Here is a 22581-nt window from a genome sequence, read left to right on the forward strand (position 1 = left end):
GATTGTGCTGCACTCGATCATAAGCTTGGCACGTTGTCCTGCCGTTGCGCATAGCCGATAAAGCTCACCAGGTTGCGGCTCTTCAGCAGCGGCAGCAACGCATAGTCATTCAACGACAAGCCAAACCACTTCTGGTTAGCCCCTCCGGTGCAGCCATACATGATCAGCTTGCCGCGGCCATTGGTGAGGAAGCCCTGCGACAGGTCTACGCAGCGCCCGGCATACTTCAACTGGGGCAAGGCAGCAAAATCCCAGGCTTGTGTATCGCGCTGCGCATCGCAGTCGCTGAGGCTGATGTCATTGGTTGCTGTCAGGCATTTGCTCGGCTGTGCAGCGCTGCGAATACGCCCGCTGGCATCAACCAGCCACTGCTCATCGACGCTGCCCGTACACTGCGCCTTGCCCGCTACGTAGGGGCTCCAGACTCCCGCCTTCAGCTCCGCGCGCACACAGTTGCCATTGTTCATGGTGAAGCTTTGCGGCGCTGGGAGCAGGGGGCGCTGATCAAACTGCAGGGTTAGCAGTAGCGCGTCGAGGGCAGTGCGTGCGGCATCGCTGCTCGCCAGTTGCGCGCCATGGGCATCAAGCCAGCGGTTCAAACGTAGTGCACGCTCCTCCTGACTTTTCAGCCGCTGCATCACCTGTTGAGCGGTCGCCGACAGCCCATCAGTTTGCTCGGCATAGCTGTCATAGAGCAGACGAGCCTCACCGGTTAAGGCCAGCACCGGCTGATTGGCAATCGCCTCCAACGCCGCTTGCAGCTTCGGCCGTTCTTCGTTGAACAACGCCTTGAAACGCTCCTCGCGGCCCACCACTACAGGAGCCGGCATGGCGGGCAAGCCCTGGGCAATGGCGAGGCTGGCCAGATCAACCGGGTTGTCACCCGGCGCTTCACGGCACTGCAGAGTAGCCGCCAGCGGCCGCTCGGCCTGCGCCAGGTTGATATGCAGCTTGTTGGCGTTGCTGCCCATGCGCAGTGGCGCGACGGCGATGCGCTGGCTGGCACCGCCGACAAAATCCACTTTCAGCCAGCACTGCTTGGTGGCCGCTGCGTCATTGGGGGCCGGCAGCTCATACACTTGGCCCCAGTTGCCGCGTAGCGCCGGGTAGAGCACGCCGCTGTTGGTCACCGGGTCATAGCCGCCGAGGAGAGTGAAAACCGGCACCCCGAACAGACGAGGCTTGCGGTAGTTGCCATCGGCGCTGTTGTACCAGACCTGATTCGAGCTCGGCACCTTGGGCTGGATGGTCTCCATCTTGCGTGTGTCAGCGTCCCACTTGCGGTAGCCGGTGGGTGAGTCGGCGGCCCAGACTGCACGGTTATTCAGGTTCGGCTGGATCCAGTTCTTGGTGCTGTAGCCGGTGTAGTGGGTATAGCTGGATAGCGCACTGGTGAAATCACCGCCAGACATAGCATCCGGCGCAAACGCGTAGGCATCGGCAAACAGCGGCGTTCCACTCATGGCTGCCGTCTTGTTGCGCGCCCAGAGCAGGTTGGCACGCATACGTTTGCGGTAAGCGATATAGCCCCAGCCACTGTCGTGATGATGCACGGCCAGGAAGTAGTTGCCGTTTTTCTCACCCGGGTAATGGCCTATACCGTAGTGGTGGCCGATTTCATGGCTGAATTCATTGCCCACAGCGTTATACAACGTGAGGATGCCGTTGCCGCCACTCAGCCCGTGAGTTTGCCGGCCGTTGCTGTAGGTTCCGGCGGCATGATGAATCACCGCCGTTTGCGTGAGTTGGGGTTGCTGCTGGCTGACCATCCCGGCGCTGGTGATACCCCAGTTGGCCAGGTTGATGCCGGTGCTGAAGGTGGACTTGGCGGTGTTCTCGCGCATGTCGCCGCTGTAAACCCCACCTTCTCCGGCACTTGCCGTGTCATAGATAACGCCACTGCCGACCATCACCCGATCCAGCCTGACGTCCTCATACTGGCTGACCAAAAGCCGTGCAACCGGAACGGTCTGGAAGTATTCGGTAGCCGCCTGCGCCGCCCGGTTGAGCATCCAGTGCGCATCACTGACAGGAGGTTCTGTGAGCATACCCAAGCGAATCGACTGCACCACCAACTCGGCCGGCGCAGCAAAATCGAAAGCCGCTGCGCTGCGCTCGCCACGCCGCCCGCGCTCATCGATAACCTGCAGGCTCATCCCCGGCCGGACCCAATCCCAAGGCAACACAGCGGACCAGGCGCGCCGCGAATAGACCACATCAGGGCGGCTATCCGCTCCAGTGCGATCCGCCCTCGGCAACCGGTCCGGCTCACTCAATACCAGCTCACCCTTGAGATCACCGTCCACCGTCACCTGCACACGCAACTGTTGCGGTAGCCGCTCTGTCGGCAGCGGAGTTACCAGCAAAAGCGCCTCACGCTCGCTGGTTAGACGCGGCATGTTCTTCGCCTCGTTGCCCTGCGGATCGACCGAATGGCTCTGTACGAACTGCAGCATGGCCGCCAGATCACCCGTCAGATCATTGCGCACCGGGCGCGGCTGGCCGTCTGCCCCAACATCGTAAAAGCCCTGCGCATTGATCTCGTCAACCACCGCAGCGGACGGCTCGGGAAAGGTCTCACCAGGCGGTGGCGCAACCACCGGCGGCTCTACTGGAGGTGTCACTGGCGGCGTGACGGGCGGCTCCACGACCGGGGGTTCGACGGGCGGCGCAACTGGTGGCGTAACCACGGGTGGCTCAGTCGTCGGCGGACGACTGCCAGCGTTATTACCGCCGCCACTACTGCTTCCACCACCGCCGCCACCCAGATCCAGGCAGCCTGTCAGGTTAAACAGCGCCAGCAGCAACAGGCTTACACGAAACATGATTTCTCAACCTTATTCTGGAAAGTCGTAATAACGGCCGCACAGTCACCCAGGCCGTGCAGAGGCAGTTCGACATATGGGTAATCGTCATGGGATAGGCAGGAGTAGCGGGCTAAAACACGCGGACGCGGCAACCCCTGAAAAACTCGAAACATGCGAGCGGCTCGATATGGTTTCGCGCGTCCATGCACTCGATAATTTTTCTATGCGCCGTCACCTTGAAATGGAAAGCGGCATAAGAGAGCGCGCGAGCATAATTAAAGCTGCTAAGTCGGTCAGTTTGCTGAATGATCGCTGTGATAGTTCTCACACATTCAACCCCGGCCAATGGTCCACAACGTAGGTGTGCGGGGGAACACCTGAAATCTCAAGAAGCAGAGCAACTACTGAGTCGGATACTGGAGAGCCGAAACGTCCTCTTCTCGGGGGCGACGTGGCGAGGATCGAAGGGGATAGGCCTTGTTGAAGTCAGCCCGCAAAAGGTGCGGCACCGACTAAGGCTTATGCAGGACGCAGGGTGGACACCAAACAAAAAAGCCCCAAGTTTTCGCCTGGGGCTTTCGTTTATATATGGCGCACCAGGCGGGATTCGAACCCACGACCCCTGCCTTCGGAGGGCAGTACTCTATCCAGCTGAGCTACTGGTGCAGCGCGGGCGCAATCATACGCATCTCGCTGGCGGGCGTCCATGCTGCCGCCTTGTTCGTGATTCTGCACGCAAAGCGACTGCTAGCTGTCTATTCGTATAAATCCCTTGAATAAGAGCAATAATCCGTTAATTTTTTCGAACAGGCTATTGCCCTTTACCCCTCTTGACCCTAGGATTCGTTTGAGATTTCAAACGCTCTTGCTGAAATCGTGCGTGCCGCGTCCTGCGCCCGCCAATCGGCAGCATGAGCCCAACAGATCAAGCCCAGCTGCACTGCAGTGTGGCCATTCGATGACACGTACCGATGCCAGGGTGTCGGAATTTAGGAGACTGCCATGCAACTGAAAGACACCCAGCTGTTCCGTCAGCAGGCTTATATCGACGGTACCTGGCTGGACGCCGACAGCGGCCAGACCATCAAGGTCAACAACCCGGCCACCGGCGAAATCATCGGTACCGTGCCGAAGATGGGCGCAGCGGAGACCCGTCGCGCAATCGAAGCTGCTGACCGCGCCTTGCCAGCCTGGCGTGCCCTGACCGCCAAAGAGCGCTCGAACAAACTGCGCCGCTGGTTTGAACTGCTGATCGAAAACAAGGACGACCTCGGCCGCCTGATGACTCTGGAGCAGGGCAAGCCACTGGCTGAAGCCAAGGGCGAGATCGTTTACGCAGCCTCCTTTATTGAGTGGTTCGCCGAAGAAGCCAAGCGCGTGTATGGCGACGTGATTCCGGGCCACCAGCCGGATAAGCGCCTGATCGTAATCAAGCAGCCCATCGGCGTAACCGCCGCCATCACGCCGTGGAACTTCCCGGCGGCGATGATCACCCGTAAAGCTGGCCCGGCACTGGCCGCTGGCTGCACCATGGTGATCAAGCCCGCATCGCAGACTCCATTCTCCGCCCTGGCTCTGGTCGCTCTGGCCGAGCGTGCCGGCATTCCGAAAGGCGTACTGAGTGTGGTCACCGGCAGTGCGGGCGATATCGGCAGCGAGCTGACCAGCAACCCGATCGTGCGCAAGCTGAGCTTCACCGGCTCCACCGAAATTGGTCGCCAGCTGATGGCCGAATGCGCCAAGGACATCAAGAAGGTCTCGCTGGAGCTGGGCGGCAACGCGCCGTTTATCGTGTTCGACGACGCCGACCTGGATAAAGCCGTTGAAGGCGCGCTGATCTCCAAATACCGCAACAACGGCCAGACCTGCGTCTGCGCCAACCGCCTGTACATTCAGGACGGTGTATATGACGCCTTCGCCGAGAAGCTGGCCGCCGCTGTGGCCAAGCTGCAGATCGGCAACGGTCTGGATGACGGCACCACCACCGGCCCGCTGATCGACGACAAAGCCGTGGCAAAAGTGCAGGAACACATCGCCGACGCACTGAGCAAAGGCGCGCGCCTGCTCACCGGCGGCAAGCCGCACGCACTGGGTGGCAGCTTCTTCGAGCCAACCATTCTGGTCGACGTGCCGAATAACGCTGCAGTGGCCAAGGAAGAAACCTTTGGCCCGCTGGCACCGCTGTTCCGCTTCAAGGACGAGGCAGACGTGATCGCCATGTCCAACGACACCGAGTTCGGCCTGGCCTCGTATTTCTACGCTCGTGACCTGGGTCGCGTGTTCCGCGTGGCGGAAGCCCTGGAATACGGTATGGTCGGCGTCAACACCGGGTTGATCTCCAATGAAGTCGCACCGTTCGGCGGCGTGAAAGCTTCCGGCCTGGGCCGTGAAGGCTCCAAATACGGCATTGAGGATTACCTGGAAATCAAATACCTCTGCCTGGGTATCTAACCTGGCGACGTAGCAGTAACCCCGCCGAAGACGCACGAGAGCGCTGCGCCTTCGGCTTTTATATGGACATACCTGTGGCCGAGCGTGCTGTGACAGTCGATCATCGAATACTGCCAAGCCGCCGCCGGTGACACATCCTTGAACCACGCCGAGATAAATCGGCGAATGAGGACATCATGAGCAAGACCAACGAATCTTTGATGCAACGTCGCACCGCTGCCGTACCGCGCGGCGTGGGCCAGATCCACCCGATCTTCGCTGAGTCGGCGAAGAACGCCACCGTTACCGACGTTGAAGGTCGCGAATTTATCGACTTCGCCGGCGGTATCGCGGTACTCAACACCGGCCACCTGCACCCGAAAGTGATTGCTGCCGTGCAGGAACAGCTGACCAAGCTGACCCACACCTGCTTCCAGGTGCTGGCGTACGAGCCTTATGTCGAGCTGTGCGAGAAGGTCAACGCCAAGGTCCCGGGCGACTTCGCCAAGAAGACCCTGCTGGTGACCACTGGCTCCGAAGCCGTGGAAAACGCGGTGAAGATCGCCCGTGCTGCCACTGGCCGCGCTGGCGTGATCGCCTTCACCGGCGGTTACCACGGCCGCACCATGATGACCCTGGGTCTGACCGGTAAAGTCGTACCCTACTCGGCCGGCATGGGCCTGATGCCCGGCGGCATTTTCCGCGCCCAGTACCCGTGCGAACTGCACGGCGTGAGCACAGATGATGCGATCGCCAGCATCGAGCGCATCTTCAAGAACGACGCCGAGCCGAAAGACATTGCCGCGATCATCATCGAGCCGGTGCAAGGCGAGGGCGGCTTCTACGTCGCGCCGAAAGACTTCATGCTGCGCCTGCGCGCACTGTGTGATCAGCACGGCATCCTGCTGATCGCCGACGAAGTGCAGACCGGCGCTGGCCGTACCGGCACCTTCTTCGCCATGGAACAGATGGGCGTCGCTGCCGACCTGACCACCTTCGCCAAATCCATCGCCGGCGGTTTCCCGGTGGCCGGTGTGTGCGGCAAGGCTGAATACATGGACGCCATCGCTCCAGGTGGCCTGGGCGGCACTTACGCCGGCAGCCCGATTGCCTGCGCCGCAGCCCTGGCCGTGATGCAAGTGTTCGAGGAAGAGAAGCTGCTGGATCGCTGCAAGGCTGTTGGCGAGCGTCTGGTCACGGGCCTCAAGGCCATCCAGACCAAGCACAAGGCCATCGGTGACGTGCGCGCCCTCGGTGCGATGATCGCCATCGAGCTGTTCGAAGGCGGCGACCTGCACAAGCCCAACGCCGCTCTGACCGCCGCCGTGGTGGCCAAGGCACGCGACAAGGGCCTGATCCTGCTGTCCTGCGGTACCTACGGCAACGTGTTGCGCGTACTGGTCCCGCTGACCGCCGAAGACGCTCTGCTCGACAAGGGCCTGGCGATTATCGCCGAGTGCTTCGCCGAACTGGCCTAAGCACGCGGCATTAGCCCGGCAGTAAAAAAGACCCGCTTCGGCGGGTCTTTTGCGTTCTGGGCTAACCACGGCAATCAAACGGATAGCCAGGTGCTATTAACCGGCGCACGAGGACGCCAGATATCGTCCCGCCTGCGTTCTAACAGCGCCTAAATGACGCTTTGTAGGACAACCAGACCGCTCTATTACAGTATTTTCAGACAGAATTGCGAAGTTGACGAAACACTCAGTATTTCGTCGGCCAAGGCTGGTTTTAAAGTTGCCAGCCCGTACACTGCGCGCCGTCACATCGCTGACGCCATTATTTTGCCATCACGCTTTCCCTGAGGTTTTCATGACTGCCCTGGCCAACGCTCCGGAGATTTTGATCGCCGAAGCAGACCCCTGGACTGCCGATCTGCTCGCGCAACTGGTACTCGATGTGCGCGCCGATGCGCGGATTATCCGAGTCACCGATGGCGAGGCGGCACTCGCCAAATGCAAACGCCGTTTGCCCGCTTTGGTGATTGCCGATGGCGACCTACCCGTCCTGGATGGCCTGGAATTGCTGCGGCAACTGCGCCGGCATCCGCGCACCCCAGCACTGCCGTTTATCCTGATTAGCAGCCGTCTGGACGCCAGCAGCGTGCGCGCCGCACGGCCACTGGCACCGGCGGCCTACCTGGCCAAGCCGTTCAATGCCGAACAACTGCGCCAGCGCCTGCTTGGCATCCTCGGCCGCGCCGCCGCCAACGAAACCGCAGCAGCCGCTCCTCTGCTGGTCGATAGCCTGGATGACTACCTCAATGCGGTGCGCGAAGAGGGCCAGGGCGCACCGTTGCTGGCCTCGGTACGCGATTCGGTGAGCCAGTGCCTGAACGGTGACGACAGCGACCTGCGCGAGCTGGAAGAGGTGTTCGCCCGTGACCCGCAGATCACCGCTCGGCTGATCGCCGCCGCCAACAGCGCCGCCCAACACCAGGGCGCACCCTGCCAGACCTTGAGCCAGGCCCTGCGGCGCCTGGGGCTGGCGCGCACGCTGAATCTGGTATTGGGCATGGCCGTGCAGCGCAATGCGCGGCTCAGTGACCCGCGCCTGGCCGAGCTGGCCAGCAGTGCCTGGGATAGTGCCCAGCGCAGTGCCGAACTGGCGCGCTGGCTGGCAGACGAGCTGCAACTGGATACGGAGCTGTGCTTTACCGCCGCGCTGCTGCACAACATCGGCGAACTGGCCCTACTGCGCAGCCTGCAGGATTGGCAGGACGCCGGCGGCGTATTGCGCGATGAGGATATTCACCAGAGCTTCCAGCAACGCGCCGCCAGCTTCGGCTCGGCGCTGCGCATCCGCTGGCGCCTGCCGTTTGGTTTGCGTGAGCTGATCGCAGCGTTCTACAACCTCGGCAGCGGGGTGTTTAGTCGCGAGGCGCTGGTGCTCAATCTGGTCTGCCAGCTGCTGCGCCTGCGCAGCAACCAGTCGCCGAAAGAGCTACGCGATGAACGCTGCGTGCGCATGCTGCGCCTAGACCTCAGCCTGCTGGAACGCATGCCGTTTGCAATCGCTAGCTGACAGCTGACTAAAGCGAACACTGATCAGGCCAGGACCTCGGCCAGCAGATCGAAAACGATACGGATACGCGGCGCAGTGCGCAGCTCGCGGTGGGTGACCAGCCAGATCGGCAGCGGGAAGCCGGCGACATCCTCCAGCACGCGAACCACGCCCGGAGTTTCCCGGGCGATCTCTTCCATGATTGCGCCGATACCCAGGCCCTGACGGATCATTTCCCAGTAGGTCACGGAGTTGTCGGCGTAGCTGCGAAAGTTCGCGCTGCTCAGCAACAGGCCTTGGCCGCGCAGGTGTTGCAGGTAGTGGCCCGTGCGGTCCAGGCCGATAAAGTCGTGCTGCAACGCCTCTTCAGCAGTACGCGGTAGGCCATGTTCGCGAACCCAGCTCTCGGACGCGTAGAAGCCGGCGGAACTCTGCCGGACCAAGCGGCCGATCAGTTCAGGTTGCTCAGGCCGCACATGGCGAATGGCAATGTCGGCCTCACGGCGCAATAGGTCGCTGAAACCGTCAGAAGCGACCACCTCAACCTGGATGCCGGGTGCAGCCTGGCGGATATGCAGAAGGATCTTCGGCATCAGGTACGCCGCCACAGCGTCACTGGTGGCCACAGACACAACGCCCTCGACCTCTTCCGAGCGCCCGGTCGCGGCCAGGCCCAACTCATGCGCGGCCGCGCCCATCACGCGGGCATGGCTGAGTAACTCCAGCCCAGTGCTGGTCAGCGCCATGGTTTTGCCAACCCGCTCAAACAGCGTCACGCCCAGCGCCAGCTCCAGGGCTGCGACCTGGCGACTGAGGGTCGGCTGCGACTGCCCCAGCTTACGCGCGGCCGCCGACAGCGAGCCGGTCTCTGCCGTCTCGAGAAAGGCGCGCAGTTGATTCCAATCGACCTTATCCATACATAAATGCATATGTTGTCTGCAATTTATCGCAATACCCCGTGGTGATTCGCAAGGATAGCATCCGCACTGTTGTTGGCTTTCGCCATATATCCATGCACAGGACGCGCCCCATGCACTCACCCCTCATCTCCGCCAGCGACCAACGCACTGCAGCTGCAAACTCTGCGGCCGTTGCCAACAAGGCACGCTTCTGGAATCGGATTGCGCACAAGTATGCGAGTGATCCGATTGCTGACCTGATTGGTTATGAACGGACGTTGCAGCGCGTACAAGCATTGCTGTCGACGGAGAATGAGGTGTTGGAGATCGGTTGTGGCACCGGCTCCACCGCCCTGCGTCTGGCTCCTGCGACGCGGCGGCTGGTGGCCAGCGATGTATCCGAGCAGATGATTGCCATCGCATGCCAGAAGCTCACCAGCCAACCCATGCCACAGCTGCACTTCAAGGTGGCCGACGCCGATGCACCTGCGGCCGAGCAGGGTGCCTACGATGCCGTGCTGGCTTTAAACCTGTTGCACCTAGTGGCGGATCTACCGCAAGCGCTGAGCTCGGTCATCAATGCCCTTAAACCAGGCGGTTTACTGATTTCGAAGACACCCTGCCTGAATGAGATGAATCCACTAGTTCCCAAGCTGGCCCTGCCGCTGATGCGCGCCATTGGTAAGGCGCCCCCCGTTTTGTGTTTCGACGCCAGCCAGTTACAGGCAGCCATGACCGAGCAAGGTCTGGAAATCCTTTCCGTCGAGCGCCATGGCAGCAAGGGCAAAGACTGGCGAGTGTTTATCGTCGCGCGCAAGCCAAGTTCATGAAAGTAAGTGCTCTAAATGTTTGGCTCTAAGAGCAAAGTAGGCTGATTCACGGGCTCAAATATATATAAGTAATATCAGAAGTTTTAATGCAGCCAAGTTGGCGGCCTGTACTTTTGACGTTGTTCTGTTGCTAATAATTAGGAATATTATTATGAAAACCTATGCTTTAGTTTTCCTTTTGGGTTCACATCTTGTATTGGGTGGCTGCGCAGCTACAAATAATCAGTTCGGTCATAACGTAGTTCCAACTCAATCTCCGCAGCCTTCTCAGGCCGTTGCAGACTATAGTAATTCACCGGAGAAATCCGATACTGGTCTAACAACACGGAACGCTGTTGAAACAGCTCAAGATATTACACAGACTGCTCGTGAAGCCAAATCTACTGTGTATGAAGTTAAGCGAACCATTAATGAACTTAAAGGCTTGATGGAGGGGTGGTAAGTTAATCGCCCGCTCCGCCTCATCATTTACTGTGCTCGCCATATATGTTCTTGCCTCCTTTAACGCCTAGGCGCGTCAATGCGCATAGGGCGTTTGCTTGGGAGAACACTATTAATGCGGTGAAAGAATTTAATTACAAACCTGGACCTGCCGGTCCGTCCCTATGTTGTACCCACTAAAACATTGGAGCTTGCCATGTATCTTCTCCCAATCACCGCCCTGACCACTGCTCTACTACTGCTGTCCGGCTGCGCCGCCACCATCAACCAAAGCGGCCTGGAACAACGCACGGCCCAGGCCATCGGCCAACCCACCGGGCAGTTCACCATCACCGAGCGCACCGAGGAAACCGGCGGGCGCATCAACTACAACGTCAGCACCAAGAACGGCGGCACTTACCGCTGCTACATGTACTCGGCCACCGGTTTCCAGAAGGCCATGAGCTTTGGCATGACGCCACATTCGGACGCTATCTGCACGCCTATGGCAGGTACGCCAGCCGCTAGCGGGCAACGCAGCAACAGTTCCGGCAGCACCTGCAATGCCCTGCTGCAAGCGGCAGGTCGCTGCTAAGTGCTCGGGCTTCCCACTCAGCGCTGCGCGGCCAAGCGCTGAGCGGGAAGTGCACTCGCTCTTAGTTATGATTTGCGCGGTCAACCATTTGGATGTTGATGCCATGAAAAAACTGTTCGCTCATCTGCCTCTGCTGTTAGTCCTGCTGATACAGACAAAGGCCCATGCTGAAGGGCGCTGCCCAGATGGCTATTTTCCAATTGGTGGCGGTAGCGCCGGCTGGGAAGGCTGTGCGCCGATGGGGCCTGGAGCCGATGGTGCACAAGAACCGGAACCCCAGATGGAAACACGCTGGGGCGCGGTTGCGACTGCTGATGGTGCACTGGGCGTTGCGGCCGGTCAGGAGTCCCAAAAAAGTGCCGAGCAGCAAGCGCTGGCCCATTGCCGAACCCACTCCGAGGGGAGGGTCTGTACTGTTCTTATCGCTTACTACAACCAGTGCGTCGCAGTCGCCTGGGGCGATGCAGGCAGCCTATGGGCGCGCTCACCTGACGTATACGAAGCGGAAGAGACGGCGCTGAGTAATTGCCAGCAGAAAACAACTAATTGCGATATCTACTACTCAGCCTGCAGCTATGCCGAACGCGTGCAGTGAGCAGCTCGGTATATCTCCCATTTTTAGTACTGACCAAAAGTAGAGGTCAGGCCCCGAGGGCAAACTTCTGTTTTGTAAACTAAAGGGGGCGAAGTGATGTATTTCAATCGTACTGATGATTTGAGCGGTCAATCGTTTGGATGTTGATGCCATGAAAAAATTGTCTCTTTACCTCCCCCTGCTGACTGTTCTGCTGGTACATGCAGATGCCCGCGCAGAAGGGCGCTGTCCAGATGGCTATTTTCCAATTGGTGGCGGTAGCACCGGCTGGGAAGGCTGTGCGCCTATGGGACCAGACGCTGGGACAGGGACATCGGAGGAGCCGGAGCCTCAGTGGGAAACACGTTGGGGCGCGGTCGCTACCACAGATGGAGCGATGGGCGTTGCAGCCGGTCAGAAGTCACAGGAAAACGCTGAACAACAGGCGATTGCCGAATGCCAAGCGCATTCCCCTGACAAGGCCTGTGAGGTCCGCATCGCCTATTACAATCAGTGCGTTGCGGTCGCCTGGGGTGATGCCGGGAGTCGCATGGCGCGCTCGCCGGATCTGAAAGATGCTGAAGAGACGGCGCTGAGAAATTGTGAAAAAACCACGACCAACTGCGACCTCTACTATTCCGCATGCAGTTATGCAGAACGCGCTCAGTGATACGGCTCGCTAACTATGTGGCGTCTTCAACAAGAGCGAATAAAGCTGCGTGCTAATCGCGATGGCATAGCCGCACGCGGTTGCAAAAAAGCACTGCCTGGCAAGCCGATAAGCGTGCGCAATATCATCGACTATCCAGAGCGAGCTGCATTTGCACCTCCGCATCGGCCGTGTCGCTTAACTGAGTCAAAGGCTGCGGATGGCCAATAAAATAACCTTGGGCATAGTCGAGTCCCAACCCGCGCACGCAGTCCAGGGTGGCCTGAGTCTCGACGAACTCAGCCACGGTGCTCAGGCCCAGTTGGCTGGCAATCTGCTGCATCGAGCCGACCATCGCCTGGTTGATCGGATCGGCCTCGATACCGCTGATAAAACTGCCATCGATCTTGACGATATCCAGCGGCAAATGACGCAGGTACGCGTAGGAAGCAAAGCCACTGCCGAAATCGTCCAACGCCACTTTCAGGCCCAGGCTGCGCAGCTGTTTGATCCATTGCGATGACACCCCCAGCTCGCCCAGGGCAACCATTTCGGTCACTTCAATGCACAGCTTGTGCGCCGGCAGGTTGTGGCGCAGCAGTTCGCTGTGGAGCATTTCGTGGAAGTGCGCGTTAAGCAGCGAGCTGGCGGTGAGGTTGAAATTCACCTGAGCCAATTGCTGCACATGCCGTGGGTTGTCGGCCAGCCATTGCAGCAGGCGCATCACCACCCAGCGGTCGATGGCGCCAAGAAAGCCGTAACGCTCAGCCGCGCCAAGGAACTGCCCGGGGCTGACCCACTCGCCGCTGTGCGGATCGCGGTAACGCAGCAGCACTTCATAGCGCAGGCCGTCGTTGGCGCCCTGTAATGCCACCACTGGCTGATAGAACAGCTCGAAGTGGCCCAGCTCTATGGCCTCACGCAGACGGGTGATCCATTGCAGCTGGCGCTGATGTTCCAGCAGCACACCATCGGCCGGGTTGAACTGTTGCACGCGGTTGCGCCCCTGGTGCTTGGCCAGCTGGCTGGCGCTGTCGGCCCAGTTCAGTGCGGTTTCCCAGTCGCTGACGCCGCCATCCAGCTCCAGCAAGCCGATGCTGGCCTGCACACGGAACGGTCGGCCCTGCCAGCTGAAGACGAATTGCTCGACGCAGTGGCGCAGACTTTCGGCATGCTCGAGGGCTGCTGCGTTGTTGATTTCGCGCAACAGCACAGCGAATTCGTCACCGCCGATGCGCGCCAGCTCGGCATGCCGCGGCAGCTGGTGCAACAGGTGGCTGGACAGCTGGCGCAGCAACTGATCGCCGGCCGAATGCCCGCAGAGGTCGTTGACCTGCTTGAACTGATCAAGATCCAGGCACAGCAGATGGCTGTAGCGCGGCTTGCTCTGGCCCTTCAGGCTTTCGCGCAGCAAACGTTCCAGCTCGCGGCGGTTGAGCAGGCCGGTCAGCGAGTCATGCGCAGCCAGGTATTGCAGGCGTTCTTCCAGGACGCGGCGCTCGCTGAGGTCAACCACGATGCCTTCGATGCAATCCTGAGTCGGGCGCAGATGCAGCGACAGGTAGACCCAATGGCTCTGCCCGTCGCGCCCGTGGATCTGACACTCCTGGCTGATTGCCGGCTGCTCGTTATGCAGCTGCGCCACCTGCTCGGCCCATTGTTCGGCGCCCAACAGCTGCTGCATGGACAGGTCATGGCTGTCCTGCGCTAGCCCCAACAACGCGGCAAAACTCGGGTTGGCCTCAATTAACGCACCACTGCGGGTGCAGCGGAAAATCCCCTCGCCACTGCTGCTGAACAGCGCCTGGTATTGCTGCAGATTGCCCAGTGCCTGGGCCTTGCTCTGCAGCAGGGCGCGACGAACCTGTTCCAGCTGTTTGTCGAGGATGCCGCCAAACAGCAGCATGCTCAGCACCGGCAGAAAAGCGTGCATGTAATTGAAGCCCGGCGGCAGCGGAATCACCCCGCTGCGCCCCAGCGGTACCAGCAACATCAGCAGTAGCGCTGAGCTCCAGCACAGCAGGTAAGCGATGGCGTAGGGCCGGCGCTGGCGCACGCCGAGGATCAGCAGCAACAGCTGGAACAGCCCGTTAAGCAGGATCAGCACATTCAGCGTTTGATAGGAGCGGAAGTGGCCGTAGCTGAAGATGGTCCAGCCGCATACCAGCAGCGTCACGGCAAACAGCGCATTGCGCAGATGGCGTACGCGGCCCAGCTCAAGCTTCAGCGAGCTGGCGAGGAACAGGCTGCTGAAGATCAGCATGCCGGGGTTAGCCAGGTTGGCCAGCTGGGCCGACAGCCAGATCCACTGCGGCCACAACAAGCTGGTGACGCCATGCAGGCTGGCGTTGTACAGCGCCACGCTGACCACGGTCAGGCAGAACCAAACCAGCGGCGTTTCGCGCAAGGCGCTGAACTTCACCAGAAAGAACAGCGCCAGGCTGAGCAACGCGCCCAGCAGCAGGCCGCTGCGCATCCAGTGCTCGGCCAGCAATAGCGGACTTTGCTCAGCCGCCACCAGCTGCATCGGTACACTCACCGCCGAGCCGCTTTGCACCCTTAGCAACAACGTGTGCGGGCCTTCGCCAAGACGCGGCAGCTTGAGCAGAAAGTGCGGCGATGGCGCGCCGCGCAGGAGGAAATCGCGGTGGTCGCCGCTGTAGAACGGCGCGATCAGCCGTTCGCGGTCATACAGCCAGAGTTCGATATCGTCGAGAAAGGGCCGGTCGATCATCAGGTCGAGGCGTTCTGCCACCGGTGCATCGAGGCGAAATGCCAGCCACCAGGCGCTAGCCGAATAGCCCAGGCGCGGCACGCCATCAACCCGCTTGCCCTCGCTGGCAATACGCTGCTGCACCTCGGCGGCGGTCAGGTTGCCGCTGGGGTCTTCCAGCACCAGGCTGGCGGGAACCTCCACCGGTTGCTTGAGTTGCTCGCTGCTCAGCACCAGCAGTGGCAGTTCGGCAAACGCCGAGGCGCTGCCCAGTGCAAAGCAGAGCAGCGCAGCCAGCAGTTGAAGGTTGAGCAGACGGAGCATCCTGGCGCCTCAATAAACTGCGAGGTGCGCCAAGGCTCAGAGTGAACACAGCCCGCCTGCTAGGCGAGTTGACGCTGAGGAATTCTAGCTGAGAACTGGCGATTTGATTGCGCTGACGGTCTCACTCAGCTCTTGCAGTAGGCCGGTAATTTGCTCGGCACTCATGCTGAATGGATCAAAACGGTCGCTGGCCGAATATTTCAGAAACAACTCACGGTTGGCTTGCTTGGCCCCGGCCCAACCCATGCTCCAGTTGCTGTAGCGACGCATGCTGATTTCGGCATAATCGAGGATGGTCAGATCCTTGTGCCGGCTGTCATCGGCCAAGCGGTTATACAAGGCATTTACCTCGGCACGCGGGCCTTCAAGCGCCTGCAGAAAGATATCGGCGTTGCAGCAGAGTATTCCGGTCAACCCTTTACCTGGGTTGTTGCGCTGTGAGCTGTCGAGAATCTCGCGAATCAGCTCGGAAGAAACGCCATGACTGGCACGGCTGGCATAGGTAAGGCGGACAAGCATGGTGATCTCCTTTAGCGCGGCAGCAGGGTCCGCGCCAGAATCAGGGTACCAACGCCCCAAGTGGCGTTGAGCAGAAAGCCGATCAGAAAGCGTCCAGGCAACTGCACCGGATCGAAACCCAAGCCCTTGAGTGGAAACACCACCAATAGGGCGACAGTGGTGAGGGCGATACCGCCGAACAGCAGGGCCTTAAGCCAGGGTTGTGGCTTGTGCGCGTCCCAGCGCAGCACCAGCAGCATCACCACTGCCCAAACCCCACCCCAGAAAGATGCCGAGAGCAATGCGGGCACGCCGAGCGGCGCGGTCGGACTCAGATTAAACGGCGCAAACGGCACCACCGCCATGGCATGCAGCAAACCCAGTACGGGCTGATGGAAGAACGGCACGGCCAGAAATCCCGCCACAAAGAACAGGCTCAAACGCAGCATCTATAAACCTCCAGCTCACTGGTGTTAACTGATACTGCCTTAGCTGTATAATATTTGTATAACTAATTCGGTAATATTCTTCTTATTGCTCCCGTAACAAAAACCTCCGGGCACTCTCTATAGTGGCTACTTGGAGGCTGGCATGATTCAGCCCGCCGCGCCCACGCGGCGCGTCAGCATAAGGAGTCAACCGTGCACGCCATGCTGCCTTTGCTCGACCAACTGGCTTTTCCGGCAATCCGCCGGGGCCCACTGGAAGCGCTGCAGATCAACCTGACCTACCGCTGCAACCAGCGCTGCCTGCATTGCCATGTGAATGCCGGGCCGACCCGCACCGAGGCCATGACCGACGAAAGCCTGGCCCTGCTGCATCAAGTGATCGACGCACATCCCGTGCAAACCCTCGACCTCACCGGCGGCGCACCGGAGATGCATCCGCGTTTTCGCGAGATCGTTATCCACGCCCGCCGTGAAGGCCTGCGAGTAATCGACCGCTGCAACCTGACCATCTTGAGCGAACCGGGTTATGAAGACCTGGCGCAGTTTCTCGCCGACCAGGGCGTGGAAGTCAGTGCCTCGCTGCCCTGCTATTCACGCGATAACGTCGACAAGCAGCGCGGCGATGGCGTGTTCGATGCCAGTATTCGCGGCCTGCAGCAACTCAATGCCCTCGGTTACGGCCAACCGGGCAGCGGGCTGATCCTCAACCTGGTGTACAACCCGCAAGGACCGAGCCTGCCACCACCTCAGCAGAGCCTTGAAGCTGATTACAAACAGCACCTGGCTGAAGACTTTGGCATCGCCTTCAACCACCTGCTGACCATCACCAACCAGCCGATTGCGCGCTTTGGCAGCACCCTGGTCAGCAAGGGCCAGTTCAACGGCTATATGCAGCTGCTGCGTGACAGCTATCGCCCGGAAAACCTCGAGCCGTTGATGTGTCGCTCGCTGGTCAGCGTCGACTGGCAGGGCTACCTGTACGACTGCGATTTCAACCAGATGCTCGATCTGCCGCTGCAGCTGCCCGAGGTGATCGGGCGTGATCGGCCGCACCTGCGTGACCTGCTCAACGCGTCGCTTGCCGGCAACCCCATCGTTACCCGCGATCACTGTTACGCCTGCACCGCCGGGCAGGGCTCAAGCTGCAGCGGCAGCCTCACTTCCTAAGGATCGAAGCATGCAAGCAACCAGTCTCACCGGGCTGTTTTTCTGGGGTTTTCTGCTGGTCTACGGCGCGCTGATGCTGGCCCTGGCGCCACGCGCCGTGACCCTCGGCGGCTTCTTCAATGGCGAGGACAACCAGGGCCGCAGCGCCAGCCCGTGGTTGATCACCTCCAGCATCTTTATCAGCTGGATTTTCGCCAAATCGGTGACCAACGCCGCCAATCTGGGGGCGACTTATGGTCTGGTCGGTGGTTTGGCCTATGCCATGTACTGGTTGTCGATCCCGCTCACAGGTTTTGTCATCTATCGCCTGCGCCGCCGTTTCGCAGCCACTGGGTTAGTGAGTTTTCTCAGCAGCCACTACGGGCGCGGCGCGGCGCTGGCGTTTTCCGCCGCCATTCTGATTCGCCTGTTCAACGAGGTGTGGAGCAACACCGCGGTGGTTGGTGGCTATTATGGCGACTCCGGCAGCTTCGAGTTTATTGCTTCGGCGTTGCTGTTTACCGCTGTGACCCTGGCCTACAGCCTGCGCGGCGGCTTACGTAGCTCGATCCTGACCGACGCGGCGCAGGCGGCGATCTTCGTCATCGCCCTGGCCTGGGTGCTCGGCCTGGTGCTGCCGCAGCATTCTCCCAGTGAGCTGGCCAGCACCAGCAACTGGGCGCTGAATGCCGGCGTTGACCTGCTCTTGGTCGCCGGCTTGCAGGCCTTTAGCTACGGTTTCCATGACCCGGTGCTGACCGACCGTGGCTTTATCAGCGAAGAGAAAACCATGCGTCGCTCATTCGTGATTGCCGGCGTGCTCGGCTTTATCGCCATCCTCGCGTTCAGCCTGATTGGCGTGCATGCGCAACTTACGGGCCTGGCCGCCTCCGACAACGTACCGGCCGCCTTGGCCAAGAGTCTGGGTATCGGCGCGCTGCTGGTGATGACCGTAGTGATGGTCTCCGCTGCTGGCTCAACCCTGGACTCGACCTTTTCCAGCCTGGCCAAGCTGGCCGGGCGCGAGTTGCCGAAACTGGCCGGCCGCGACCTGGGGCAGAAAGCCATCGGCGTGGGCATGGCGGTGATGGTGGTGTTTGCCCTGCTCGGTAACTTACCGATGATTGCCGGCACCGACATTCTCAAAGCCACCACCATCAGCGGCACCATGGTTATCGGCCTGGCACCGGTATTTATCCTGCACGGCCTGACCACGCCAACCCGCCTGGGCTTTCACCTGAGTTTCTGGACCGGCCTGGGCCTTGGTCTGGCCCTGACCCTCGGCTGGATTCCGCAGAGCTGGGCGGTCGGCGACGGCAAATATGCGCTGCTGCTCGGCACCAACCTGTATGGCCTGGGCCTGTGTGTGCTGGGCTACCTGATTCCCGGCTGGTTGCGCACCGGCCAACGAGGCGCGGCCTGATGCGCGCCGGCCGCGACTGCCCACTGGACTACCGCCTGGCGCGAAGTGCCTTTAGCGGTGAGCCACGGTTCGACTGCGATGTGCTCTATGTAGTTGGCGGCCTGTATGGCAATCGCCAGGCCATGGCTGCCCTGCAACGGCGACTGGTTAACGAACCCAATGCACGGGTGGTGTTCAACGGCGATGCCCATTGGTTTGACCGCGACAGCGAAATCTTCCAACACATCGAAGACGGTCTGAGCGCACACCTGGCCTTGCGCGGCAATGTCGAGACCGAGCTGGGCCGCGCCGACGACAGTGGTGCCGGCTGCGGCTGTGCTTACCCTTTGAGTGTGGACGACGGTGTGGTCGAACGCTCCAACGCCATTCAACAAACGCTCAACCAAACCGTGCAGGGCTTACCCGGTATGGCCGAACGCCTGGCCGCACGTCCGAGCACCGCGCTGGTCAGGGTGGCCGGACAACGCGTGGCAATCAGCCATGGCGACGAACAGTCCCTCGCCGGCTGGAGCTGCTCACGGGAATCGCTCAGCGAGCATGCCCGCCAACAGCAGCTGGATAGCTGGTTTGCCGCGAACAACGTGCAGGTTCTGGCCACCAGCCATACCTGCTCAGCGGTGGCGTTGAACCTTGAGCACGGCGCGCTGATCAATAATGGCGCGGCCGGACTGCCAAATTTTGCTGGCGGCCGTTATGGCCTACTCAGCCGCATCGCCACGACGCCACATCCAGCGGCGCTGTATCGCAGCCAGCGTGATGGCCTACTTATCGAAGCCTTACCGCTGAACTACGACCACGATGCCTTTCTCGCCGACTTCGACCGCCAGTGGCCTGCCCACAGCCCGGCGGCGTTGTCCTATCGTTCCCGGGTACTCGGCCAGCTGAGCGACCGCCCCGAGCATGCCCTACTGGCCGGTTTCAGCCTGTGCCAAAGCCTGTGCGCCCTGGAGGCGCTGAACTGATGAATAGTCGCAAAATTGCCTTAATGGGCCTGATCCTCGCGCTGCTCGGCAGCTTCTTCGTCTTCGACATCGGCCAGTACCTCAATCTCGAGGCGCTGAAAGCGCAGCAAACCGCACTCAACGCCCAGGTCGCCGAGCAGCCCTGGCTGGCGGCGGGGCTGTTCTTTCTCGCCTATGTCGCGGTCACAGCGCTTTCCTTGCCCGGTGCGGCGCTGATGACCTTGCTTGGCGGGGCACTGTTCGGCTTGATCGAAGGCTTCGTGCTGATTTCCTTTGCTTCCACCCTTGGCGCAAGCCTGGCCATGCTCAGCAGCCGTTTTCTGCTGCGGGACTGGGTGCAGAGCCGCTTCGGCCAGCGCCTGACGAGCATCGATGCCGGGGTCGAGCGTGAAGGCGCGTTCTACCTGTTCGCCCTGCGGCTAGTGCCGCTGTTTCCGTTCTTCCTGATCAACCTGGCCATGGGCCTGACCCGCCTGCCGCTGCGCACCTACTGGTGGGTCAGCCAGCTCGGCATGCTGCCCGGCACTCTGGTGTATGTGAATGCAGGGCGTGAGCTGGGCCAGTTGGACTCCCTGGCCGGCATCCTCTCGCCGGGGCTGCTTGGCGCTTTCGTCCTGCTCGGGGTGTTCCCGCTGATTGCACGCAAGCTGCTCGGGCTGATCCAGGCACGCCGTGTGTATGCCGGCTGGCACAAACCCAAGACCTTCGACCGCAACCTGGTGGTGATTGGTGCCGGCGCCGGTGGGCTGGTCAGCGCCTATATCGCTGCGGCGGTGAAGGCCAAGGTCAGCCTGATCGAAAAACACCAGATGGGCGGCGACTGCCTCAACACCGGCTGCGTACCTTCCAAGGCGCTGCTGCGTTCGGCCAAGCTGGCCAATGAACTGAAGAAGGGCACAGCCCTGGGCTTTACCGGCGTGCAGGGCACGGTGGATTTCCCGGCGGTGATGCAACGCATCCAGCGGGTAATCGCCGACATCGAACCGCATGATTCGGTCGAGCGTTACAGCGGCCTGGGCGTCGAAGTGATTCAGGGCGAGGCGAAAATCCTTTCGCCCTGGAGCGTGGAGGTAAATGGCCAGACCCTGACCAGTCGCAACCTGGTTATAGCCGCCGGTGCGCGGCCGCTGGTGCCGAAGATTCCAGGCCTGGAGCAGGTGCAGAGCTACACCTCGGATACGGTCTGGAGCCTGCGTGAGCAGCCGCGCTGGCTGCTGGTGCTGGGCGGCGGGCCGATTGGTTGTGAGTTGGCCCAGGCCTTCCAGCGCCTCGGCAGCCAGGTGATTCAGGTGGAATTGGCCGAGCGTCTGCTGCCGCGCGAGGACGCCGATGCCAGCGAGCTGGTGCTGCAGAGCCTGCGCAGCGATGGCGTGGATGTACGCCTGCAGCACCGCGCCGAACGCTTCGAAGTGGTGGATGGTGAGCAGCGCATGGTCGCCCGCCGCCTGGACACCGGCGAGGAAGTGACGATTGCCTTCGACGGCCTGCTACTGGCCCTCGGCCGGGTGGCGAATGTCACCGGCTATGGCGCCGAGGAACTGGGCCTGACCCTGCGCTCCAACGGCACCCTGGAGACGGACGAATACCTGGCCACACGCTTCCCCAATATCTACGCGGTGGGCGATGTCACCGGGCCGTATCAGTTCACCCATGTCGCGGCGCATCAGGCCTGGTATGCAGCGGTAAATGCCCTGTTCAGCGGTTTCAAGCGCTTCAAGGTGGATTACCGGGTGATCCCCGCCTGCACCTTTACCGATCCAGAGGTCGCCCGTGTCGGGCTGAGCGAAGGCGAAGCCAAGGCGCAGAACATCGCCTATGAGGTGACCCGCTACGGCATCGACGATCTCGACCGGGCGATTGCCGACGAAGCCGCCCACGGCTTTGTCAAAGTGCTCAGCGTACCGGGCAAGGACCAGATTCTTGGCGTAACCATCGTTGGCGAGCACGCAGGCGAGCTGCTGGCTGAATACGTGCTGGCAATGAAGCACGGCCTGGGCCTGAACAAGATTCTCGGCACCATCCACACGTACCCGACCATGGCCGAGGCCAACAAGTACGCGGCTGGCGAGTGGAAACGCGCCCATGCACCGCAAGGGCTGCTGCGGTTAGTCGAACGCTTCCATACCTGGCGCAGAAGCTGATGCGCGGCTTCCTGCTAAGCCTGCTGCTCATCACACCGCTGGCCCAGGCGGAGAACCTGTTAACGCCTTGGACAGCAGGCCCACCCAGCGGTGAATGGTCGGCGCCGTGGAAGCTGGCGGACATTCCCAAGCTCAAGCCGTCGCAGCGCACGCTGGTCGAAGTGGATGGCAAATCTGTATTGCGCATCAAGGCCGATGCGGCCGCTGGCGGACTGCTGCATCCGCTCGATCTACCCGGCGATCAACCCTGGCAACTGAGCTGGCAATGGCGCACCGAACAGCGCCTGGATAAAGCCCGCTTCGCCACCCGCGAAGGCGACGACTACGCCGCACGGGTGTATGTGCTGCTGGATTACCCGCTGGACTCGCTGAGCTTCGTTACCCGGCAGAAGTTGCGTCTGGCGCGCACCTTCTTCGACCCCGATCTACCGGCGGCAACCCTCAGCTACGTCTGGGATAACCGCGAAGCCCCCGGCACCCATGCCCGCAGCGCCTATACCGAAACGGTGGAGATGCGCGTACTGCGCGGCCCGGAAGCAGCGCTGGGCGAGTGGCTGACCGAGTCCCGCGATCTTCGCGCCGACGCCACTGCCGCCTTTGGCAGCGCGCCACGCAAGATTCTCGGCGTGGTGTTTGCCGCCGACAGCGACAACACCGGCGAGTCGGCAGAAAGCTATTTCGCCGCGCCACTGTTGCAGCGCGGCACGCCTTAATACCT

At 61.0% G+C, this 22581-nt stretch carries 18 protein-coding genes and 1 tRNA gene; 13 read left to right on the plus strand and 6 right to left on the minus strand.

Annotated features, from left to right (window positions below; genetic code table 11):
* Window positions 1-17 precede the first annotated feature (17 nt).
* Window positions 18-2825: a M66 family metalloprotease gene (locus ACIGEK_RS02940; RefSeq protein WP_397491879.1), complete on the minus strand. Its 2808-nt coding sequence runs from the start codon at window positions 2823-2825 to the stop codon at window positions 18-20.
* A gap of 571 nt (window positions 2826-3396) precedes the next feature.
* Window positions 3397-3473 (minus strand) — tRNA-Arg (locus ACIGEK_RS02945).
* A gap of 336 nt (window positions 3474-3809) precedes the next feature.
* On the opposite strand from ACIGEK_RS02945, the gene gabD reads away from it, so the two are divergent.
* The 3 genes from gabD (at window position 3810) to ACIGEK_RS02960 (ending at window position 8261) form a co-directional block, all read left to right on the plus strand.
* Complete coding sequence (gabD, locus tag ACIGEK_RS02950; RefSeq protein WP_397491880.1) at window positions 3810-5258, plus strand: NADP-dependent succinate-semialdehyde dehydrogenase; 1449 nt, start codon at window positions 3810-3812, stop codon at window positions 5256-5258.
* A gap of 176 nt (window positions 5259-5434) precedes the next feature.
* A complete protein-coding gene (gene gabT, locus ACIGEK_RS02955; RefSeq protein ID WP_397491881.1) occupies window positions 5435-6715 on the plus strand; it encodes a 4-aminobutyrate--2-oxoglutarate transaminase in 1281 nt (426 codons plus the stop codon).
* A 334-nt stretch (window positions 6716-7049) separates the two neighbouring features.
* Complete coding sequence (locus ACIGEK_RS02960) at window positions 7050-8261, plus strand: HDOD domain-containing protein (protein WP_397491882.1); 1212 nt, start codon at window positions 7050-7052, stop codon at window positions 8259-8261.
* 23 nt (window positions 8262-8284) lie between these two features.
* On the opposite strand, the gene ACIGEK_RS02965 is transcribed toward ACIGEK_RS02960, so the two are convergent.
* Window positions 8285-9157: a LysR family transcriptional regulator gene (locus ACIGEK_RS02965; protein WP_397491883.1), complete on the minus strand. Its 873-nt coding sequence runs from the start codon at window positions 9155-9157 to the stop codon at window positions 8285-8287.
* A 113-nt stretch (window positions 9158-9270) separates the two neighbouring features.
* Here ACIGEK_RS02965 and ACIGEK_RS02970 point away from each other — a divergent pair, with 113 nt between their 5' ends.
* The 5 genes from ACIGEK_RS02970 (at window position 9271) to ACIGEK_RS02990 (ending at window position 12228) form a co-directional block, all read left to right on the plus strand.
* On the plus strand, window positions 9271-9969 hold the full coding sequence (locus ACIGEK_RS02970) for a class I SAM-dependent methyltransferase (protein WP_397491884.1): 699 nt from the start codon (window positions 9271-9273) through the stop codon (window positions 9967-9969).
* Window positions 9970-10120: 151 nt separating this feature from the next.
* Window positions 10121-10411, plus strand: coding sequence for a hypothetical protein (locus ACIGEK_RS02975; RefSeq protein WP_397491885.1), 291 nt, complete (start codon window positions 10121-10123; stop codon window positions 10409-10411).
* A 195-nt stretch (window positions 10412-10606) separates the two neighbouring features.
* Window positions 10607-10984: a hypothetical protein gene (locus ACIGEK_RS02980; protein WP_397491886.1), complete on the plus strand. Its 378-nt coding sequence runs from the start codon at window positions 10607-10609 to the stop codon at window positions 10982-10984.
* 103 nt (window positions 10985-11087) lie between these two features.
* Window positions 11088-11579, plus strand: a complete 492-nt coding sequence (locus ACIGEK_RS02985; RefSeq protein ID WP_397491887.1) for a DUF4189 domain-containing protein — start codon at window positions 11088-11090, stop codon at window positions 11577-11579.
* Window positions 11580-11730: 151 nt separating this feature from the next.
* Window positions 11731-12228: a DUF4189 domain-containing protein gene (locus ACIGEK_RS02990; RefSeq protein WP_397491888.1), complete on the plus strand. Its 498-nt coding sequence runs from the start codon at window positions 11731-11733 to the stop codon at window positions 12226-12228.
* Between the two features lie 124 nt (window positions 12229-12352).
* Here the strand turns inward: ACIGEK_RS02990 and ACIGEK_RS02995 are convergent, their stop codons facing one another.
* The 3 genes from ACIGEK_RS02995 to ACIGEK_RS03005 all read right to left on the minus strand — a co-directional run bounded on the left by ACIGEK_RS02995 (window position 12353) and on the right by ACIGEK_RS03005 (window position 16191).
* On the minus strand, window positions 12353-15244 hold the full coding sequence (locus ACIGEK_RS02995; RefSeq protein ID WP_397491889.1) for an EAL domain-containing protein: 2892 nt from the start codon (window positions 15242-15244) through the stop codon (window positions 12353-12355).
* A gap of 84 nt (window positions 15245-15328) precedes the next feature.
* Window positions 15329-15763: a BLUF domain-containing protein gene (locus ACIGEK_RS03000; RefSeq protein WP_397491890.1), complete on the minus strand. Its 435-nt coding sequence runs from the start codon at window positions 15761-15763 to the stop codon at window positions 15329-15331.
* An 11-nt stretch (window positions 15764-15774) separates the two neighbouring features.
* Window positions 15775-16191, minus strand: coding sequence for a hypothetical protein (locus ACIGEK_RS03005; protein ID WP_397491891.1), 417 nt, complete (start codon window positions 16189-16191; stop codon window positions 15775-15777).
* 201 nt (window positions 16192-16392) lie between these two features.
* Here ACIGEK_RS03005 and arsS point away from each other — a divergent pair, with 201 nt between their 5' ends.
* Genes arsS through ACIGEK_RS03030 form a run of 5 tightly spaced genes read left to right on the plus strand, consistent with a single transcriptional unit; the run spans window position 16393 to window position 22576 of the window.
* A complete protein-coding gene (gene arsS / locus ACIGEK_RS03010) occupies window positions 16393-17358 on the plus strand; it encodes an arsenosugar biosynthesis radical SAM (seleno)protein ArsS (protein ID WP_397493071.1) in 966 nt (321 codons plus the stop codon).
* 10 nt (window positions 17359-17368) lie between these two features.
* Window positions 17369-18760 carry a sodium:solute symporter gene (locus tag ACIGEK_RS03015; RefSeq protein ID WP_397491892.1) on the plus strand — a complete coding sequence of 464 codons (1392 nt, stop codon included), beginning with the start codon at window positions 17369-17371 and terminating at the stop codon, window positions 18758-18760.
* The gene (locus ACIGEK_RS03020) at window positions 18760-19722 is read left to right on the plus strand and encodes a hypothetical protein (RefSeq protein ID WP_397491893.1); all 963 of its coding nucleotides are present in this window, start codon (window positions 18760-18762) and stop codon (window positions 19720-19722) included. Before ACIGEK_RS03015 ends, ACIGEK_RS03020 begins: the two co-directional genes overlap by 1 nt.
* On the plus strand, window positions 19722-21863 hold the full coding sequence (locus ACIGEK_RS03025; protein WP_397491894.1) for an FAD-dependent oxidoreductase: 2142 nt from the start codon (window positions 19722-19724) through the stop codon (window positions 21861-21863). The genes ACIGEK_RS03020 and ACIGEK_RS03025 overlap by 1 nt, the downstream gene beginning before the upstream one ends.
* A complete protein-coding gene (locus ACIGEK_RS03030) occupies window positions 21863-22576 on the plus strand; it encodes a DUF3047 domain-containing protein (protein ID WP_397491895.1) in 714 nt (237 codons plus the stop codon). The genes ACIGEK_RS03025 and ACIGEK_RS03030 overlap by 1 nt, the downstream gene beginning before the upstream one ends.
* Window positions 22577-22581: the final 5 nt, after the last annotated feature.

Origin of the sequence: Pseudomonas sp. NPDC079086 (genome assembly GCF_044542155.1) — a bacterium.
In the GTDB taxonomy this organism is placed as follows: domain Bacteria; phylum Pseudomonadota; class Gammaproteobacteria; order Pseudomonadales; family Pseudomonadaceae; genus Aquipseudomonas.

Excerpts from the sequence above, each read along its gene's own strand:
- ACIGEK_RS02995 (WP_397491889.1), bottom strand. The coding sequence starts at position 15,244 with ATGCTCCGTCTGCTCAACCTTCAACTGCTGGCTGCGCTGCTCTGCTTT.
- ACIGEK_RS03005 (WP_397491891.1), bottom strand. The coding sequence starts at position 16,191 with ATGCTGCGTTTGAGCCTGTTCTTTGTGGCGGGATTTCTGGCCGTGCCG.
- arsS (WP_397493071.1), top strand. The coding sequence starts at position 16,393 with ATGCTGCCTTTGCTCGACCAACTGGCTTTTCCGGCAATCCGCCGGGGC.
- ACIGEK_RS02985 (WP_397491887.1), top strand. The coding sequence starts at position 11,088 with ATGAAAAAACTGTTCGCTCATCTGCCTCTGCTGTTAGTCCTGCTGATA.
- ACIGEK_RS03020 (WP_397491893.1), top strand. The coding sequence starts at position 18,760 with ATGCGCGCCGGCCGCGACTGCCCACTGGACTACCGCCTGGCGCGAAGT.
- ACIGEK_RS02970 (WP_397491884.1), top strand. The coding sequence starts at position 9,271 with ATGCACTCACCCCTCATCTCCGCCAGCGACCAACGCACTGCAGCTGCA.
- ACIGEK_RS03015 (WP_397491892.1), top strand. The coding sequence starts at position 17,369 with ATGCAAGCAACCAGTCTCACCGGGCTGTTTTTCTGGGGTTTTCTGCTG.
- ACIGEK_RS02975 (WP_397491885.1), top strand. The coding sequence starts at position 10,121 with ATGAAAACCTATGCTTTAGTTTTCCTTTTGGGTTCACATCTTGTATTG.
- ACIGEK_RS03025 (WP_397491894.1), top strand. The coding sequence starts at position 19,722 with ATGAATAGTCGCAAAATTGCCTTAATGGGCCTGATCCTCGCGCTGCTC.
- ACIGEK_RS02940 (WP_397491879.1), bottom strand. The coding sequence starts at position 2,825 with ATGTTTCGTGTAAGCCTGTTGCTGCTGGCGCTGTTTAACCTGACAGGC.
- ACIGEK_RS02960 (WP_397491882.1), top strand. The coding sequence starts at position 7,050 with ATGACTGCCCTGGCCAACGCTCCGGAGATTTTGATCGCCGAAGCAGAC.
- ACIGEK_RS03000 (WP_397491890.1), bottom strand. The coding sequence starts at position 15,763 with ATGCTTGTCCGCCTTACCTATGCCAGCCGTGCCAGTCATGGCGTTTCT.
- ACIGEK_RS02990 (WP_397491888.1), top strand. The coding sequence starts at position 11,731 with ATGAAAAAATTGTCTCTTTACCTCCCCCTGCTGACTGTTCTGCTGGTA.
- gabD (WP_397491880.1), top strand. The coding sequence starts at position 3,810 with ATGCAACTGAAAGACACCCAGCTGTTCCGTCAGCAGGCTTATATCGAC.
- ACIGEK_RS02965 (WP_397491883.1), bottom strand. The coding sequence starts at position 9,157 with ATGGATAAGGTCGATTGGAATCAACTGCGCGCCTTTCTCGAGACGGCA.
- ACIGEK_RS02980 (WP_397491886.1), top strand. The coding sequence starts at position 10,607 with ATGTATCTTCTCCCAATCACCGCCCTGACCACTGCTCTACTACTGCTG.
- ACIGEK_RS03030 (WP_397491895.1), top strand. The coding sequence starts at position 21,863 with ATGCGCGGCTTCCTGCTAAGCCTGCTGCTCATCACACCGCTGGCCCAG.
- gabT (WP_397491881.1), top strand. The coding sequence starts at position 5,435 with ATGAGCAAGACCAACGAATCTTTGATGCAACGTCGCACCGCTGCCGTA.